The sequence below is a fragment of the Streptomyces sp. NPDC055243 genome, assembly GCF_044544025.1.
In the GTDB taxonomy this organism is placed as follows: Bacteria; Actinomycetota; Actinomycetes; order Streptomycetales; family Streptomycetaceae; genus Streptomyces.
The window spans coordinates 598,557-615,472 of sequence record NZ_JBITWR010000001.1; the positions used below are offsets into that span (position 1 = coordinate 598,557).

Consider the following 16,916-nt stretch of genomic DNA (forward strand, 5'->3'; position numbering starts at 1 on the left):
TGCCCGGCGAACCGTGCCGCACACGTGCCCCACTCCCCGTGGATCACTGGACGGGGGAGCCGGGGCCTGCGTGGAAGGAGGGTGGTGATTGCGCCACCGCGGCGTGGGTACGCGGCCATCCCTGCCACTCAGCGCACCTGCTGCCGGCACCCCGCGATCGAAAGGGCGCCATGCCGCACAACATCTTCGTACTCGGTCTCGACGAGGCCAACCTGCCCACGCTGCGCGCCGTGCCCGACGCGCAGGACTACGTCTTCCACCCGCTGCTCACCATCGACGAGCTCCAGAACGGCGAGGTGTCGGTCCCCGGACTGCTCGCCGAGGCCGAGCGGATCCTCGACGCGTTCGACGGCCACATCGACGCGATCGTCGGCTACTGGGACTTCCCCGTCAGCACGCTCGTGCCGATCCTCAGCGAGCGCTACGGCACGCGCAGCACCAGTCTTGAGTCCGTGGTCAAGTGCGAGCACAAGTACTGGAGCCGTCTGGAGCAGCAGCGGGTCACCGACGCGCATCCGCCCTTCGGCCGGGTCGACATGGAGAGCGCCGACCCCAAGCCCCCCGAGGGCATGGACTTCCCGATGTGGCTCAAGCCGGCCCTGTCCTACTCCTCGGAACTGGCCTACGGGGTCGGTGACCAGACCGAGTTCACCGAGGCCGCCGACCGCATCCGGGAAGGCATGGGGCGCATCGGGCGGCCGTTCGAGGACATACTCGCCCGCGTCGAGCTGCCCCCGGAGATGGCCGACGTGGGCGGCCAGGTGTGCCTGGCCGAGGGCGCGCTGAACGGCATCCAGGTCGCGGTCGAGGGCTATGTCCACGAGGGACAGGTCACCGTCTACGGCATCCTCGACTCGATCCAGTACCCCGACTCGTCGTGCTTCCTGCGCCACCAGTACCCCTCCCGGCTCCCCGAGCCCGTCCTCGAACGGCTGCGGGACGTGTCGGAGCGGGTCATGCGGCAGATCGGCATGGACGCGGCGACCTTCAGCATCGAGTACTTCTACGACCCGCGGTCCGACGTGCTCAACCTCCTTGAGATCAACCCGCGCCACTCCCAGTCGCACGCGGAGATGTTCCAGTACGTCGACGGCGTGCCCAACCACCACTGCATGCTGAGCCTCGCGCTCGGCAAGGACCCCGCGCTGCCGCACCGCCAGGGTGAATACCGCACGGCCGCCAAGTGGTACCACCGCTGGTTCGCCGATGCCACGGTGCACAATGTGCCCTCCCGCAAGGACATCGAGAGCATCGAACGCCGCATCCCCGGCGTGCGCATCGACGTGGTCGTCGAGGAGGGCCAGCGCCTCTCGGACGCCTCCCAACAGGACAGCTACAGCTACGAGCTGGCGCACATCTTCACGGGCGGCGAGGACGAGGAGGACATGCGGGCCAAGTACGACCAGTGCGTGGCGGCCCTCGGCCTCACCTTCGACGAGGCCGAACCCGGCAGCCGCGAGACGAAGAACGCCTGACGCGCGCTCGACGCACGAGCACCGCCGCAACACGAAGGAGCGTCCCCGGTTTGCGCTATGTGAACGACCTTCCGTACGAGACCAAGGAAGAGGAGAACGTCACCATCCCCGCGGCGGACGGAACCCGCCTCGCGGCCCGCATCTGGCGGCCGACGTCCTCCGACCAGGACCCCGTCCCCGCGATCCTGGAGTACATCCCCTACCGCCAGCGCGACCTGACCGCCGAGCGCGACTCCATCCACCACCCCTACATCGCCGGGCACGGCTACGCCTGCGTCCGCGTCGACCTGCGCGGCACCGGCGACTCCGAAGGGGTGCTCAAGGACGAGTACCTGGAGCAGGAGCAGACCGACGCCGAGGACGTCCTCGCCTGGCTCGCCGACCAGCCCTGGTGCGACGGCACCACCGGCATGATGGGGATCTCCTGGGGCGCCTTCGCCGCGCTCCAGGTCGCCGCGCGGCAGCCCGAGAGCCTGCGCGCCATCGCCATCGCGTCCTTCACCGACGACCGGTACGCCGACGACATGCACTACATGGGCGGCGCCCTCCTCTCGGACAACCTCGCCGAGGCGGGCACCATGTTCGCCTACGGCACCATGCCCCCGGACCCGGCCATGGTGGGGGACCGGTGGCGCGACATGTGGCACGAGCGCATGGAGGGCACCCGCCCCTGGGTGCTCGAATGGCTGCGGCACCAGCGCCGCGACGACTACTGGCGCCACGCCTCGGTCTGCGAGGACTACCAGGCCGTACGCTGTCCCGTCCTCGCGTCCAGCGGCTGGGCGGACGGCTACTCGAACGCCGTGACACGGCTCCTGGGCAACCTGGACGTGCCGCGCAAGGGGCTGATCGGCCCCTGGTCCCACAAGTTCCCGCACCTCGGCGAACCGGGCCCCGCCATCGGCTACCTCCAGGAAGTGGTGCGCTGGTGGGACCACTGGCTGAAGGGCGTCGACAACGGCGTCATGGACGGCCCGATGCTTCAGGCGTGGATGCAGGACAGCGTGCCGCCCTCCACGTCGTACGAGGAGCGTCCGGGCCGCTGGGTGGGGGAGCCGTCCTGGCCCTCCCCGCACATCACCCCCGTCGTGCGGCGCCTCACGCGCCACAGCCTCTCCGAACCGATCCCTGAGTCCGAGGCGCGGGCCGAGGCCGCGCGGGGTGCGAGTCCCGCCGAGGGCGCGGGTCCCACCGAGGGGCTATCCGTCCAATCACCGCTGTCCGTAGGCCAGTTCGGCGGGAAGTGGGCCTCCTACAACGCGCCCCCCGACCTGCCCTACGACCAGCGTGAGGAGGACGGCGGCTCACTCGTCTTCGAGACCGACCTGCTGACCGAGCGCACCGAGATCCTCGGCTCGCCCTGCGTCGAACTGGACCTGAGCGTCAGCCAGCCCGTCGCCATGGTCGCGGCCCGCCTCTCCGACGTGGCCCCCGACGGCAGCGCCACCCGGGTCAGCTACGGCCTGCTCAACCTCACCCGCCACGAGGCGCACAACGACGATCCGCGCCCCCTGGAACCCGGGCGCCGCTACCGCGCGGTCATCCCGCTCAACGGCGTCGCCCAGGCCTTCCCGCCCGGCCACCGGATCCGCCTGTCCCTGTCCACCTCGTACTGGCCGCTGGCCTGGCCGCCGCCCAAGCCGGTGCTCCTGACGGTGTACGAGACCTCGAGCACCCTCACGCTCCCGGTCCGACCGGTGACCGAGCCCGATGAGCTGCCCGAGCAGCCCTTCGGCGACCCGGAGGGCACGCGGCCCGTCAGCCCGGTCCAGCTGACCGCCCCCGAGCAGCGCTGGCAGGTCAAGCGCGACCTGGTCGACTACGCAGCGGAGCTGGAGATCGTCAAGGACCGGGGGACGGTGCGGATGGAGGACATCCGTCTGGACGTCGGCCGCCGGGCCTACGAGCGCTACACGTCCGTGGCCGAGGACTTCACCTCCGCCACCGGGGAGTCGGCCTGGACGATGTCCTTCCGCCGCGACGACTGGGACGTACGGGTGGAGACCCGCACGGTCCTCAGCTGCGACGAGGACACCTTCCGGGTGGACGCCACCCTGGACGGCTACGAGGGCGACCGGCGGGTCTTCTCGCGGTCCTGGAACGAATCCGTGCCCCGCGACTTGCTGTGACACGTCCACGGTGCCCGCCGGGGAGAGACGGCCGGAAGTTTCTGTTTGGCCTCTTTCCGGCAGGGCACCCGGTGCTTTGGAGGTTGATCATCCCCTCCCGTTATTTGAATCCCTGCCTTTCAGGGAAAACCAATTGAGGAGTTCTCGATGAGCAACGAAATCTGGAGCTACGCTCCCACCGCCGGGCACGGCCCGGACAACGACCTGACGGGCTACAAGGTCGAGGCCGCGGACGGCCACATCGGCAAGGTCGACAAGCACTCGAACGATGTCGCCAACCAGTACATCGTCGTCGACACCGGCGTGTGGATCTTCGGCAAGGAGGTGCTGCTGCCCGCGAGCACCGTCACCGCCATCGACCACGAGGCGCGGAAGATCCTGGTCTCGCGCACGAAGGACCAGATCAAGGACGCGCCCGAGTTCGACAAGGAGAAGCACTTGGGCGACCCCGCCTACCGCGACCAGCTCGGCGGCTACTACGGCGGCCTGGGCCCGGGTCACTGACCGACCCGTCGCGGAGGCGTGCGCACGCCTCTTCACTCACACTGATGGCGTCCGAGGCACCTGGTGCCCCGGACGCCATCAGGCGTTCCGGCGAGGCTCAGTGGCGGCCAGACGAATTGCCGTGCGTCACCGCGCGGCCTCGTAACCCCGGCTGCCGTGCGAAAGCTCGGGGAAATGGTTCTCCTCGATCGCATTCGATGCGCGGGTGATTCGATGCGTGAGTGTTTCGATGCGTGGGTGTGCCGAAATGGCTGGGTGTGGCGAAATGGCTGGGAGTTCTGAAAAGAACGACTTCGACGGCCTCAGGCGGCGTGGACGACGCGGGCGGCGATGGCTCGCGCGCACTCCAGGGACTCGGTGTGCGTGGTGTCCACCTCCATGTCGTAGAGCACGCCGCGGTGGACCAGGTCCGCCTGGGCTGCGGCCATCCCGGAGACGCGGTCACCCCGTGCCGTCTCCCGGCCCGTGGCGACCCTGCTGTCGCAGCGGACGCCGACCCACAACACCCCGAGATCGCCGAGGGACTTCTGCCACCGCTGCTGGGACGCCGCGCCGCCGAGGAAGACCTCGTCGACGATGACGCGGGCACCGGCCCGCGCCATCGTCGCGATCCCCTCGATCCACGCCGCCTCCAGCGTCCGGAACTCCGGGCCGACGGTCACCGCGCCGTCCGCGGCGAACTCGATTCCCTCCGACGCGGTCCGCATGGACGCGGGCATCGCCTCGACCAGCGTGTCGCATCCGAAGGCCAGCCACGGATCGGGCAGCACCGCCTGAAGGCACCGCGCGATGCCGGACTTGCCCGAGCTGGAACCACCATTGAGAACGATCACTTGAGTCGTCACCGCGCCACAGTAGGAGCACCACCGGGCCACGGGAAACGGATTTCGGCGACCGACGTCGGCCGCGGGGTCAGCCCGTGCCGTCGTACGGGCTGACGCGGCGGTACGCGGCGCGCGCGTGCAGGACGCGGCCCGCGGCCGTGCCGACGAGAGCCGCGGCCAACAAGCAGGCCATCCACTCGGGGTCCCGGTGCCCGGCCCAGGAGATCTCTCCGATGGGGTGGGCGGCGAAGAAGTTCAGCAGCATCCAGCACAGCAGGGCCGTCCCCGGCGCCGCGACGAAACGGCCCCGCAGTCCGAGCAGCGCGGCCAGCACCGAGAGAGCCGCCAGCGCGAGCCCCGTGCGGTCGAGCGCGCCGAGCAGATCGAGCACGGTCACCAGGGCGAACGCGCCCGCGTACGCGCCCGTCCAGATGAAGGGCGTGGCCACCGGTTCGGGAACGACCCGCACGCCCTTGGCGATGTATCGCCACTCCACCACCATCGACTCCTCCCCACCGCCGGTCCGCCGGGGCGCCGATGCCCCGGGGACGTCCGTGACCGGCGCTTCCCGCAACGGGACCGACGCGCCGGAGACGGGGCACAGGGCGTGGTCCTGGGCAGATTGTCGCACCACATCCGGGGGAGGCCGTCCGGCTCGGCGTATCCGCCCACGACGGACCCTTCGGTGGAAAAGCGGTCGTCGGGCACCGTCGGGATGGTCTCTACTCTCGTCGTGTCCGCGTCATAATTTCCGGATGAACCTCGCCTCGACCCCCGAGCCCTCCGCGCCACCACGCCGCGCCCGCGTCGTCGTCGTAGGAGCCGGACCGGCCGGACTCACCGTCGCCAACATCCTGCGGGCCGCCTCCGTCGACTGCGTGGTTCTGGAGACGGAGAGCAGAGAGTTCATCGAACAGCGGCCCCGCGCCGGCTTCATCGAGGAGTGGGCGGTGCGCGCCCTGGAGGAGCGAGGCCTCGCCGACCGGCTGCTGGCCCACGCGCAGACGCACGGCGAATGCGAGTTCCGCTGGGCGGGAGAGGCCGACCGGTTCTCTTACGGCGAGCTGTCCGGCCACCGCCACTTCGTCTACCCGCAGCCGCTGTTGGTGACCGACCTGGTGCGTGCCTACGCCGACCGCGCGGGCGGCGACATCCGTTTCGGCGTACGCGAGGTGGAACTGCACGGCATCGACACGGACCGCCCCTCGGTCTCGTACACGGACCCGGGGACGGGCGAGCGCGTACGCATCGACTGCGACGCCGTCCGGGCTGCGACGGCGCGCGCGGCGTGACGCGCACCTACCTGGGGCCGGAGCGGGCCACCGTCGCCCGGCACGACTACGGCATCGGCTGGCTTGCCCTCCTCGCCGAGGCGCCGCCGTCGTCGGACTGCGTCGTCTTCGGCCTCCATCCGCGCGGCTTCGCCGCCCACATGGCCCGCAGCCCCGAGGTCACCCGCTACTACCTGGAGTGCCCGCCCGGCGACGACCCCGAGAACTGGCCGCACGAGCGCGTCTGGTCCGAGCTGCACGCCCGCCTCGCGGCGGCGGGGGCGCCGCCGCTCACCGAGGGGCGACTGATCGAGAAGCGCGTCCTGGACATGCACAACTACGTCGTGGAGCCCATGTCCTACGGGCGGCTGTACCTCGCGGGCGACGCCGCCCACCTCGCCGCCCCGATCGCCGCGAAGGGCATGAACCTGGCGCTGCACGACGCGCTGTTCCTCGGCGACGCACTCGTCGCCTCCTGCGCGGACGGCGACGACAGTGATCTGAGCGGCTACTCGCAGGCCTGCCTGCCGCGGGTCTGGCAGTACGAGGAGTTCTCCCAGTGGCTCTCGGAGCTGCTGCACGGGACGTCATCGGGTGACCCGTTCAAGGCGGGCGTCGCGGCTGCCCGGCTGCGCAGGATTCTGCGCTCGCCGGCCGCCGCTGCCGCGTTCGCCGAGATCTACATCGGCAAGGGCGCCGACCACTGACACCCGTCGCGGGGGAGACGCTCACGCGATGACGGATGGTGCGCGCGGGTAAGATCGACGGATGCCGGGGTCGGCTCGCGTGCCGCCCCCACCAGGGTGCGGGACACCTTCCGTGACCTCAGCCGCGTCGCAGCCGCCGAGCGCAGCGCTTCCGGCGCCCCTTCACGCACGCCCAGGGTCATGCCCGGCGCTGCCCGAGCACGACAGGTACCTCTCTTGTCCACGTCCGCACCGTCCCCGGCCGCCCGGCTGCGTGGCCTGCGCCCCGACTGGCTCTCCGACCCGAAGGTCTGGCGCACCGAGGTGCTCGCCGGTCTGGTGGTCGCGCTGGCGCTGATCCCCGAGGCGATCTCGTTCTCGATCATCGCCGGGGTCGACCCCGCGATCGGTCTGTTCGCCTCCTGCACCATGGCCGTGACGATCTCGCTCGTCGGCGGACGCCGCGCGATGATCTCCGCGGCGACCGGCGCCGTGGCCCTGGTGATCGCCCCGCTCAACCGTGAGCACGGCCTCGGGTACCTGGTCGCCGCCGTCATCCTGGCCGGTGTCTTCCAGATCGTCCTCGGCGCCGTCGGCGTCGCCAAGCTGATGCGGTTCGTGCCCCGCAGCGTGATGGTCGGCTTCGTCAACTCCCTCGCCATCCTGGTCTTCATGGCGCAGGTCCCCGAGATGCACGACGTGCCCTGGCCCGTGTACCCGCTGATCGCGGCCGGTCTCGCCCTCATGGTGTTCTTCCCGAGGGTCACCAAGACGGTCCCGGCCCCGCTCGTCTCCATCGTGATCCTCACGGTGATCACGGTCGCCGCCGGGATCGCCGTGCCGACCGTCGGCGACAAGGGCGAGCTGCCGTCCGCGCTGCCGGTGCCGGGCCTGCCCGATGTGCCGTTCACCCTGGACACGTTGACGACCGTCGCGCCCTACGCCCTCGCCATGGCGCTGGTCGGTCTCATGGAGTCCCTGATGACCGCCAAGCTGGTCGACGACATCACCGACACCCGCTCCTCCAAGACCCGCGAGTCCATCGGCCAGGGCATCGCCAACATCGTCACCGGCTTCTTCGGCGGCATGGGCGGCTGCGCCATGATCGGCCAGACGATGATCAACGTGAAGGTGTCCGGGGCCCGCACCCGCCTGTCCACCTTCCTCGCGGGCGCCTTCCTGCTGGTCCTGTGCATCGTCTTCGGACCCGTCGTCTCCGACATCCCCATGGCAGCACTGGTCGCCGTGATGGTGATGGTCTGCTTCGCGACCTTCGACTGGCACTCCATCGCGCCGAAGACCCTCAAGCGGATGCCCGCCGGGGAGATCACGGTCATGGTCGTCACCGTGGTCTGCGTGCTCGCCACGCACAACCTCGCCGTCGGCGTGGTCGCGGGATCGGTCACGGCGATGGTCGTCTTCGCCAAACGCGTCGCCCACCACGCCGAGGTCACCGCCATCACCGCCCCCGACGGAGGCAGCGCGGTCTACTCCGTCACCGGCGCACTGTTCTTCGCCTCCGCCAACGACCTCGTCGGACGGTTCGACTACGCGGGCGACCCCGACCAGGTCGTCATCGATCTGACGGCCGCCCACATCTGGGACGCCTCCTCCGTCGCCGCCCTGGACGCGATCGGGGCCAAATACGCCCAGCGCGGCAAGACGGTGGAGATCATCGGCCTGAACAAGCCGAGCGCCCGCATCCACGAGAAGCTCAGCGGCGAACTGACCGGCAGTAACTGACCGCCCTCGCGGCGAGGGCCACGCATACGGCGGGGTCCACCAATCGGCGCGGGGTCACGAATACCAGGTGGGTTCCGGGAGTTCACCGGTCAGGACGTGCCGCCCGACCTCGCGGCGCTTGTAGGCGACCGGGTCGTGCAGGGTGTGGGTGCGTACGTTGCGCCAGAACCGGTCGAGCCCTTCGGCGGAGGCCGTGGCGCGGGCGCCGGTCACCTCGAAGACCTGGTTGGTGATCTCCAGGGCGACCTCGGTGGCCCGCGCCTTCACCGCCGCGACCCGCACCTCGAACGCCCCGCGGGACTGCTCGGTCACCGCGTCCGGCTCGTCGTGCAGCGCCTGGCCCTCCAGGGCGACGGCGTCGGCCAGCGCCTCGACGGCCCAGAGCTTGGCGGTGAGATCGCCGTAGATGTCGATGACGTACGGCTCGTCGACTGCCCGGTCGTGGCCTCCGTGCAGCCAGGGGCGGGACTTGGCCGTGGTGTACGCGGCGGCGGTCTCCAGGGCCCCGGCGGCGATGCCGAGGTAGAAGCTGACGAAGACCAACTGGATCGTGGGGACGTTGAGCGTGTTGTAGACACGCGGCGTGAACTCCTTGTCGACGTATCCGGCGGCCGAAGCCCACGGTGTGCGCACGCCGTCGAGGGTCACGCCGCCGCTCTCGGTGAGCCGCTGGCCGATGTTGTCCCAGTCGTCGTGGAAGGTCAGGCCCTCGCTGTCGGAGGGAACGATGGCGAAGACGTGCTTGTCCGTGCCGTCCAGCACACCTTCGAGCACGGTGACGTCCGAGACCTTGCTGCCGGTCGAGAAGGTCTTGCGACCGGTGAAGACCAGGTCCTCGCCGTCCTCGGTGACCACGACGTCGTGGTCGCGCGGGTTGACCGCGCCGCCGAAGAACCACCGCTCGCGGGCGGCCTCGGCCTCGACGTGCTCCCACTGCTCGCGGGTGCCGACCAGGCGTGCGGCCCAGTTCCACAGATAGTGGTAGCCGAGCAGCTGGCCGATCGAGCCGTCGGCCTTGGCGACCTCGCGCACGACACGGTAGGCCGTCGGCCAGTCCTGACCGGCTCCGCCGTGCTCGACCGGCCCCAGGAGGGTGACGAGGCCGGCGTCCTTGAGCAACTGGACCTCGGCGTACGGGGTTTCACCCGCCTTGTCGCGGGCGACGGCGTCGGTGGCCAGTACGGCCGCGACCTCGGAGGCGCGGTCGATCCAGGCCCGGGAGTCCTTGGGCGCGGGGAGGGTCTGCCAGTCGGCGGGTGCGACGGTGCTCATGTTGATGCCTCTCTACGGGAGTTGGAGCGAGGGAAGGAAGGAGCGATGGGGGTGTGTCAGTGGTCGGCTGCGGCGGCCTCGAGCTCACGGACGATCGGGAGCACCTTCTTGCCGAAGTACTCGACCTCTTCGAGGTAGTGCAGGAAGCCCAGGAGGAAGAGATCCACGCCGAGCCGCTTGTAGGCGACGATGCGTTCCGCGATCTGCTCCGGGGTGCCGATCAGCCCCGTACGGAAGCCGTCGTTGTACTGGACGAGGTCCTCGAAGCCGGAGTCCTGCCACATGCCCTTGCCGTCGGCGGCGGAGCGCCCCGCCTGCTTGACGGCCGCGCCGAAGCCCTCCACCGCGTCGGAGTCGGCCTTGGCGACGATCTCGCGCAGCGTCTCGCGGGCCTCGGCCTCGGTGTCGCGGGCGATGAGGAAGCCGTTGAGGCCGAAGCGGGGCGTGGTGCGCCCGGCGGCCGTGGCCGATGAATGTACGTCCTGGATCTGCTCGGTGACGCCGTCGAAGTCCTTGCCGTTGGAGAAGTACCAGTCGGAGACGCGGCCGGCCATGGCGCGGGCGGCGGTGGAGTTGCCGCCCTGGAAGATCTCCGGGTGCGGGCGCTCGGGGGTGTTGAGCGGCTTGGGCTTGAGGGAGAAGTCGCGGATCCGGTAGAAGTCCCCGGCCAGTTCGGCGTGGTCCTCGGTCCAGACCGCGCGCAGCGCCCGGATGAACTCCTCGGAGCGGCGGTAGCGCTCGTCGTGCTCCAGCCAGGGCTCACCGAGCGCGGTGAACTCGTCCTTGAACCAGCCGCTGACCACGTTGACGGCGAAGCGCCCGCCCGAGAGATGGTCGGCGGTCGCGCCCAGCTTGGCGAGCACACCCGGGTGCCACAGGCCCGGATGGACGGCGGCGATCACCTTCAGGCGCTGGGTGGCGAGGAGCAGGGCGAGGCTGAAGCTGGTCGACTCGTGCTGGAACTCGGCGCCGTAGCTGGCCATGTAGCGCACCTGGCTGAGGGCGTAGTCGAAGCCGTTGTTCTCGGCGAGGACGGCCAGTTCGCGGTTGTAGTCGTAGCCCCAGTCGGTGCGCTGCTCGATCTTGCTGGTGACGAGGCCACCGCTGACGTTGGGCACCCAGTAGGCGAAGCGTGCGGGCTCGGGGAAGGCAGGGGTGGATGACATGGAGAACTCCTGGGGAGCGCAGGGCAGGGCAGGGCGAGACGGCGGGTCGAGGGATGAAGAGGGATGAAAGGGATGCGCACCGGGACGCGTTGATCACACGGCGTCGCTCAGGCGCGGCAGGCATGGCAGGCGCGGCAGACCACCCGCGGATCGCGTCCGCAGTGGATCAATGAAGGGGAAAGGAAAGGGGAAAGGAAGGGCCGAGCGGAGGCCGGAGGCCAGAAGTCAGCGGCGACAGAAGGCGCCGGCGAGACGTCCGAGGTCGATGTGGCGGCGCTGCGTGAGCCTGCGCATATCGATCAACTCCTCGCTGGACAGGGCCGGATACCGCACACCGAACGGTGTGGAGAGGCCGGTCCGTCCACACGTTAGCGAGCCGCACCGCTCGCGGTCGATTCGGCATTGGCGAGGGGCTGATAGGGCATCCCTTCCACCCGGCGCCGTGGACGGTGACATTTGTACCGGGGGACCGGCGACATCCGAATCTGCCCGCCGTCTCGCCGCGCAGGCACGATGAGTCAGGTGACCGCGGTGGTGGCCGAACCGCCGCGGAGGGCGCGAGAGGGAGGTGCGGGGCCATGGTCCTGCCGATGCGGAGGGACCTGAGGGTTCCGGAGAGCGGTACGTACGAGATCGACGCGGCGGCTTCGACGGTGCGGTTCCGTACGCGCGCGGTGTTCGGTCTGTTCCCCGTGCGGGGCACCTTCGGCATCGGGTGGGGGCGGATCACCGTGGCCGATGCCGTCGAGAACTCCGCGGTGGACGTGACCGTCCGGGCGGGCACCTTCGACTCGGGTCTGGGACGCCGTGACCGGCACGTCGTATCCGCCGACTATCTCGACGCGGCCGAGTATCCGGAGATCGAGTTCCGCGGCGGGCGGGTGACCCGGGCCGCGACGGGTCCGGCGGCCCTGCAAGGGGAGTTGACGGTCCGAGGCGTCACGCGGCCACTCGATGTCATGGTCGGGACGATCACGCAGGACGGCCCGCGGCTCACCGTCGAGGGCACGGCCACCGTCGACCGGTACGCGTTCGGCGTGACCACGGCGAAGGGCATGACCGGCCGCCACCTGAAGATCGACCTCGCCGTCGAAGCGGTCGCCCGCTGACGGGAAAAGTGTGGTCCTGCCAGCTCCGGCGGGACGCGTGGCGAACGCCGTCCAGGCAGCCCGCGGGCGGGCGCGATCGCACTCTCGGGCGGGGCCTCCGTGAATACGCGTGAGGCGCGTGATGGACTCGGGGCATGGCTGTGAAGGCTCTCGTCGTCGTCGACATGATCAACCTGTACGACCACCCGGATGCGGAGATCCTCCGACGGTCGGTCAGGGAAGTGCTGCCGAACGTCCGCAGGATGATCGAGCGGGCGCGGGCCGACGACATCGTGGTGATCTACGCCAACGACAATTTCGGGCAGTGGCGCTCGCACCACGAAGAGCTGCTGGACATCGTCCTGAGCGGCCCGCACGCCGATCTGGTCGCTCCGATCCGCCCCGACGGCGAATCGCTCTTCGTGGTGAAGGCCCGGCACTCGATCTTCTACGACACGCCTCTGGAGTACCTGCTGCGCCAGCGCGGCATCGATTCCGTGCTGCTCTGCGGTCAGGTGACCGAGCAGTGCATCCTCTACTCGGCTCTCGACGCCCACATCAGGCATCTGCGGGTCGTCGTGGCCGAGGACGCCTGCGCGAGCATCCACGGCGACCTCGCCGCCGCCGCGCTCCAGATGATGGAACGGAACATGCAGGCACGCATGGTCCGTTCCACGGACGACGCGCTGTTCGGTCCCGCATGAACCCGCTGACCGAGCTGGACGCGCGGATCTCGGGGTGTTCCGCCTGCCCGCGGCTGGTCGCGTGGCGGGAGGAGGTGGGGCGGGTCAAACGGGCCGCCTACCAGGACTGGACGTACTGGGCCCGGCCGGTGCCCGGGTTCGGTCCCGCGGATGCCTCGATGCTCGTCATCGGCCTCGCGCCCGCGGCGCACGGAGGGAACCGGACGGGCCGGATGTTCACGGGCGACCGCTCCGGCGACGTCCTGTACAAGGCGATGTACGAGCTGGGTCTCGCGTCGAGCCCGCTGGCGGTGTCCCTGGACGACGGCCTGACCTTGCGCGGGGTGCGGGTGACGTCGCCGGTGCACTGCGCCCCGCCCGAGAACAAGCCGACCCCTGGCGAGCGGGACATGTGCAGGCCGTGGCTCGTGCGGGAGATGGAGCTGCTGGGGCCGCGACTGCGATCGGCGGTGATCCTGGGGGCGTTCGGATGGCAGGCGGCGCTTCCGGCGTTCGCGGCGGCGGGATGGCGCGTGCCCAAACCACGGCCGCGGTTCGCGCACGGCGCGCGGGTGACGCTGGAGCGCGAGACCGCGCAGGAACCGGGAGGCCAAGCGCAAGCCCTCGCGCCCGGGGAGGCCGGGCCGGGCCCGGTCACGCTGTACGGCTGCTTCCACGTCAGCCAGCGGAACACGTTCACGGGCCGCCTGACCCCGGACATGCTCAAGGACGTCCTGCGGGAAGCGGCGGGCGAGGCGGACATCCCGCCCTACACGCCGGTGGAGCGGCGGCTGACCTGACGGGAACGACCGAAGCCCCCGCACACAAGTGGGCGGGGGCTTCGGCGGAGTTGGTCAGGTGTCGCGGCGCTTGAGGGAGTCCTGGGCGCGGTCGCGGGCGTCGCCCATGGCCTTCTTGGCCTCGCCCTTCGCCTGGTCCATCTTGCCCTCGGCCTCCTTGCCACGGTCACCCGTGACCTTGCCGCCCATTTCCTTGGCCTTGCCCTTGATCTTGTCCATGCCGCCCTTGTCGGCCATGACCACTCCTTTGTCGGTACAGCGCCCACCGGTCTCACCCGTGGTGTGGGCCTCTGCAATCAACGTAGGCGGCGCACGGTGACCTCGCCCGTCCAGCCGTCACACACGGTCACCGAGCGGCGGTCCGGGACGGTCAGTCCAGGCAGAACTCGTTGCCCTCGGGGTCGGTCATCACGATGTAGCCGGCGCTCAGCGGAGGAGCGGGCTCGTCGCGACGTACCCGCTTCGCTCCCAGGGCGACGAGACGGTCGCACTCGGCCTCAAGGGCGGCCATCCTCTCCTCGCCCTCCAGACCGGGAGCCGCGCGGACGTCGAGGTGGACGCGGTTCTTGGCGACCTTGTCCTCCGGCACCTGCTGGAAGAACACGCGCGGGCCGTTCCCGGCCGGGTCCTCGATGGCCGATTTCGCGTTGCGCTGATCCTCCGGTACGCCGATCCGCGCGAGGAAGTCGTCCCATGCCGCCAGCGCGTCGGCGCCCTCGGGCAGGTCGACGCCGGGCGGCCCGGGATGGACGTAGCCCAGGACCTCGCGCCAGAAGGACGAGAGCGCTCGCGGGTCGTGGGCGTCGAAGGTGATCTGGATGTGGCGGCTCATCGGCTTGCTCCGTTCGTGGCGGGATACGCGTGCAGACAGGGGGCGCGGACGGACCTCGGACAGGCGGCGGACCAGCGCGCGGCGGTCGCGCTGTCGGCATGCTCCCAGCTCCCGTACGAGGGCGCCGCCGCGCCGAAGCGCGTCGCGTCGCGCGCGTCCGGCACCGGAGACGAGTCCGTCTGCGTCCATGGATCCACCGTGACACCCAAGGCGGACAGGATCGGTCCGCCATCTCTGGCAGGGTGGCGGCATGGACGGGATACGCGGTGACGAGCGGGGCACGACGGAGCGGGTGCTCACCCTGCTCGGGCTGCTGCAGCAGCGCCGGGTCTGGACCGGCCCCGAGCTCGCCGAGCGGCTCGGGGTCACCTCGCGCACGGTGCGCCGGGACGTCGAGCGGCTGCGCGCACTCGGCTATCCGGTGCATGCGGGCCAGGGCGTCGGCGGCGGCTACCGGCTCGGGCCGGGGCAGGAACTGCCGCCGCTGCTCCTCGACGACCAGGAGGCGATCGCCACCGCGGTCTCGCTGCTCGCCGGCGCGGGAGGCGCGGTCGCGGGTGCGGGCGATGCCGCACTCCAGGCGCTGTCCAAGCTCGACCAGGTGCTGCCCGCGCGGCTGCGACACGAGGTGCGTGCGCTCTCCGGCGCGGTGGAGTCCTTCGGCGGCGGACGCACGCCGGTCGATCCCGAGGTGCTCATGACGCTGGCCAGGGCCTGCCGCGACGAGGTGGAGGCCACCTTCGGCTACCCTTCCTCGGACGCCGCCCGGGAGGCACCTCCCGGGGGCGAGGTGCGACGGCGGCGGGTCGAGCCCTACCGCCTGGTCGCGTCCGACCGGCGCTGGTATCTCCTCGCCTACGACCTCGATCGCGACGACTGGCGCACCTTCCGCGTCGACCGGATGACTGATGCGTCGGCGCGGACCTGGCGGTTTCGCCCGCGCGATGCGCCCGACGCGGCGACGTACGTACAGGAGGGCGTGGCCAGTCGGGTCTACGCGCACCGGGCGCGCTTCCTCGTGCACGCGCCGGTCGACACGGTGCGCGCGCAGATTCCGGCGTCCGCGGCCGTCGTACGAAGTCGGGGGAGCGGGCGCTGCGAGGTGATCAGCGGCGGCGAGCGCCTCGACGCCGTGCTGATGCATGTGCTCCTGCTGGGGCACGCGTTCGAGGTGCTCGACCCTCCTGAGCTCGGGGAGCGCTGCCGCGAACTGGCGGACAGGCTCCTGTCGGCAGGAGCGGCGGCCCCCCGGCCGTCAGGCCAGGGACGCGGCACGGGCGGGATCGATGGCGTGCCGCAGGGGCCGGTCTCGTAGGAAGCGTCCGAGTTCGTCGAGCACGAGGTGTCCGAGGCGGTGGCGTTCGGGCCCCAGGGCGCCGCCGAGATGTGGTGTCAGGACGGCGTTGGGGAGGGTGAAGAGCGGCGAGTCCGGGACCGGCGGCTCCGGGTGCGTCACGTCCAGGACGGCGGTGAGATCGGGCCGTGCGCGCAGGACCTCCGCCAGCGCCCCTTCGTCGATGAGCGCGCCCCGAGCCGTGTTGATCAGCGTCGCGCCCGGCAGCAGGGAGTTCACCAGGCGCGCTCCGACGGCGCCGCGGGTCTCGGGCAGGAGCGGCGCATGGAGGCTGACGACGTGGCAGGTGGCGAAGAGCTCCTCGATGTCGACCAGTCGTACGCCCAAGTCCCGTGCGGTGTCCGGGCGGGCGAGGGGGTCCGTGGCGAGGATCTCGACGTCGAAGCGGCCGAGGTGCGCCGCGACGAGACGGCCGATGTGACCGAGCCCCATCAGGCCCACGCGTGAGCGGTAGGCACCGGGGACCTTGGGGTCGTGCGGGAACCGGCGGCTCGCGGCCACGTCGCGGCCGATGCGGTGGACCTGCTTCAGCCCGAGCAGGACCTGGGCGAGGGTGAACTCCGCCACCGGGACGGCGTTGGCGGCGGCCGCGGAGACGATCGGAATGCCGCGCGCCCAGAAGGCGGGCGTCGTCAAGTGCCGTACGGAGCCCGCCGCCACGAGGACGGCCCGCAGTTCGGGGGCCCGTGCCAGGAAGGCGGCGTCGAGGACGGGAGCGCCCCAGCCGGTGAGCAGGACCTCGGTGCGGCGCAGGAGGCCGGGGCGGTCCTCGAGCTCCCGGCGGGTGAGCGGTGGGCTGGGCCGGTCCACGAGCCGGTCGATGGCGGCGAGCACTTCAGGCGGATAGACGTCCGGCCTGCGTTCCTCCTCCATGACCAGAAGTGCTGTCGGTCTGCGTGCCGTCTCGTCCATGTCGATGACGCTCCTCGGCTGATGTGTGTGGCCCGCGGCCGGTGGCCGATCGGGCGTGTGGGGAAAAGTGCGTCTGGGTGTCGAAGGTTGGCGCGGCTTGTTCGAAATCTCGGATATTCGCCTCTCAGGGCGACGATACATCGGATGACTGATCCGCTTCAGATGTCGGTGCGTACT

The 16,916-nt window shown here is 70.7% G+C and carries 16 protein-coding genes and 1 pseudogene; 9 read left to right on the forward strand and 8 right to left on the reverse strand.

The genetic code is table 11. From position 1 onward, the window contains the following. The first annotated feature begins 170 nt into the window (after positions 1-170). The 3 genes from ACIGXX_RS02960 (at position 171) to ACIGXX_RS02970 (ending at position 4,108) form a co-directional block, all read left to right on the forward strand. A complete protein-coding gene (locus ACIGXX_RS02960; RefSeq protein WP_351156582.1) occupies positions 171-1,475 on the forward strand; it encodes an ATP-grasp domain-containing protein in 1,305 nt (434 codons plus the stop codon). A gap of 50 nt (positions 1,476-1,525) precedes the next feature. Continuing rightward, positions 1,526-3,604, forward strand: a complete 2,079-nt coding sequence (locus ACIGXX_RS02965; RefSeq protein ID WP_399972108.1) for a CocE/NonD family hydrolase — start codon at positions 1,526-1,528, stop codon at positions 3,602-3,604. 147 nt (positions 3,605-3,751) lie between these two features. Continuing rightward, a complete protein-coding gene (locus ACIGXX_RS02970) occupies positions 3,752-4,108 on the forward strand; it encodes a PRC-barrel domain-containing protein (RefSeq protein ID WP_351156577.1) in 357 nt (118 codons plus the stop codon). A gap of 302 nt (positions 4,109-4,410) precedes the next feature. Here ACIGXX_RS02970 and cpt read toward each other — a convergent pair whose 3' ends face one another. Together cpt and ACIGXX_RS02980 are read right to left on the reverse strand one after the other, a co-directional pair. Then, on the reverse strand, positions 4,411-4,953 hold the full coding sequence (cpt, locus tag ACIGXX_RS02975) for a chloramphenicol phosphotransferase CPT (protein ID WP_399972112.1): 543 nt from the start codon (positions 4,951-4,953) through the stop codon (positions 4,411-4,413). Positions 4,954-5,020: 67 nt separating this feature from the next. Beyond that, the gene (locus ACIGXX_RS02980) at positions 5,021-5,563 is read right to left on the reverse strand and encodes a hypothetical protein (RefSeq protein WP_351156572.1); all 543 of its coding nucleotides are present in this window, start codon (positions 5,561-5,563) and stop codon (positions 5,021-5,023) included. A gap of 124 nt (positions 5,564-5,687) precedes the next feature. Between ACIGXX_RS02980 and ACIGXX_RS02985 the strand changes: the two are divergent. Both ACIGXX_RS02985 and ACIGXX_RS02990 read left to right on the forward strand, forming a co-directional pair. Next, positions 5,688-6,910: pseudogene (locus ACIGXX_RS02985) on the forward strand (4-hydroxybenzoate 3-monooxygenase). 180 nt (positions 6,911-7,090) lie between these two features. Further along, complete coding sequence (locus tag ACIGXX_RS02990) at positions 7,091-8,632, forward strand: SulP family inorganic anion transporter (RefSeq protein ID WP_399972115.1); 1,542 nt, start codon at positions 7,091-7,093, stop codon at positions 8,630-8,632. A gap of 54 nt (positions 8,633-8,686) precedes the next feature. Here the strand turns inward: ACIGXX_RS02990 and ACIGXX_RS02995 are convergent, their stop codons facing one another. The 3 genes from ACIGXX_RS02995 to ACIGXX_RS03005 all read right to left on the reverse strand — a co-directional run bounded on the left by ACIGXX_RS02995 (position 8,687) and on the right by ACIGXX_RS03005 (position 11,526). Further along, positions 8,687-9,904: an acyl-CoA dehydrogenase family protein gene (locus ACIGXX_RS02995; RefSeq protein ID WP_399972118.1), complete on the reverse strand. Its 1,218-nt coding sequence runs from the start codon at positions 9,902-9,904 to the stop codon at positions 8,687-8,689. Between the two features lie 56 nt (positions 9,905-9,960). Further along, entirely contained in the window at positions 9,961-11,070 is a 1,110-nt protein-coding gene (sfnG, locus tag ACIGXX_RS03000) for a dimethylsulfone monooxygenase SfnG (protein ID WP_399972121.1), read from the reverse strand. A 225-nt stretch (positions 11,071-11,295) separates the two neighbouring features. Next, positions 11,296-11,526, reverse strand: coding sequence for a putative leader peptide (locus tag ACIGXX_RS03005; protein WP_366464215.1), 231 nt, complete (start codon positions 11,524-11,526; stop codon positions 11,296-11,298). A 122-nt stretch (positions 11,527-11,648) separates the two neighbouring features. Here ACIGXX_RS03005 and ACIGXX_RS03010 point away from each other — a divergent pair, with 122 nt between their 5' ends. The 3 genes from ACIGXX_RS03010 (at position 11,649) to ACIGXX_RS03020 (ending at position 13,641) form a co-directional block, all read left to right on the forward strand. After that, positions 11,649-12,179 (forward strand): YceI family protein, encoded by a 531-nt coding sequence (locus ACIGXX_RS03010; RefSeq protein ID WP_399972125.1) that lies wholly within the window; start codon positions 11,649-11,651, stop codon positions 12,177-12,179. Positions 12,180-12,313: 134 nt separating this feature from the next. Beyond that, on the forward strand, positions 12,314-12,862 hold the full coding sequence (locus tag ACIGXX_RS03015) for an isochorismatase family cysteine hydrolase (RefSeq protein ID WP_361463867.1): 549 nt from the start codon (positions 12,314-12,316) through the stop codon (positions 12,860-12,862). Further along, complete coding sequence (locus tag ACIGXX_RS03020) at positions 12,859-13,641, forward strand: uracil-DNA glycosylase (protein ID WP_366464217.1); 783 nt, start codon at positions 12,859-12,861, stop codon at positions 13,639-13,641. The genes ACIGXX_RS03015 and ACIGXX_RS03020 overlap by 4 nt, the downstream gene beginning before the upstream one ends. 54 nt (positions 13,642-13,695) lie before the next feature. On the opposite strand, the gene ACIGXX_RS03025 is transcribed toward ACIGXX_RS03020, so the two are convergent. Beyond that, positions 13,696-13,878 (reverse strand): CsbD family protein, encoded by a 183-nt coding sequence (locus ACIGXX_RS03025; protein WP_361463864.1) that lies wholly within the window; start codon positions 13,876-13,878, stop codon positions 13,696-13,698. A 133-nt stretch (positions 13,879-14,011) separates the two neighbouring features. Then, positions 14,012-14,473 (reverse strand): VOC family protein, encoded by a 462-nt coding sequence (locus ACIGXX_RS03030; protein ID WP_366464233.1) that lies wholly within the window; start codon positions 14,471-14,473, stop codon positions 14,012-14,014. A 250-nt stretch (positions 14,474-14,723) separates the two neighbouring features. On the opposite strand from ACIGXX_RS03030, the gene ACIGXX_RS03035 reads away from it, so the two are divergent. Next, a complete protein-coding gene (locus ACIGXX_RS03035) occupies positions 14,724-15,788 on the forward strand; it encodes a helix-turn-helix transcriptional regulator (protein WP_399972130.1) in 1,065 nt (354 codons plus the stop codon). Here ACIGXX_RS03035 and ACIGXX_RS03040 read toward each other — a convergent pair. Beyond that, entirely contained in the window at positions 15,729-16,739 is a 1,011-nt protein-coding gene (locus tag ACIGXX_RS03040) for a hydroxyacid dehydrogenase (protein WP_399972133.1), read from the reverse strand. The two genes, ACIGXX_RS03035 and ACIGXX_RS03040, sit on opposite strands and share 60 nt — an antisense overlap. Positions 16,740-16,916 lie beyond the last annotated feature (177 nt).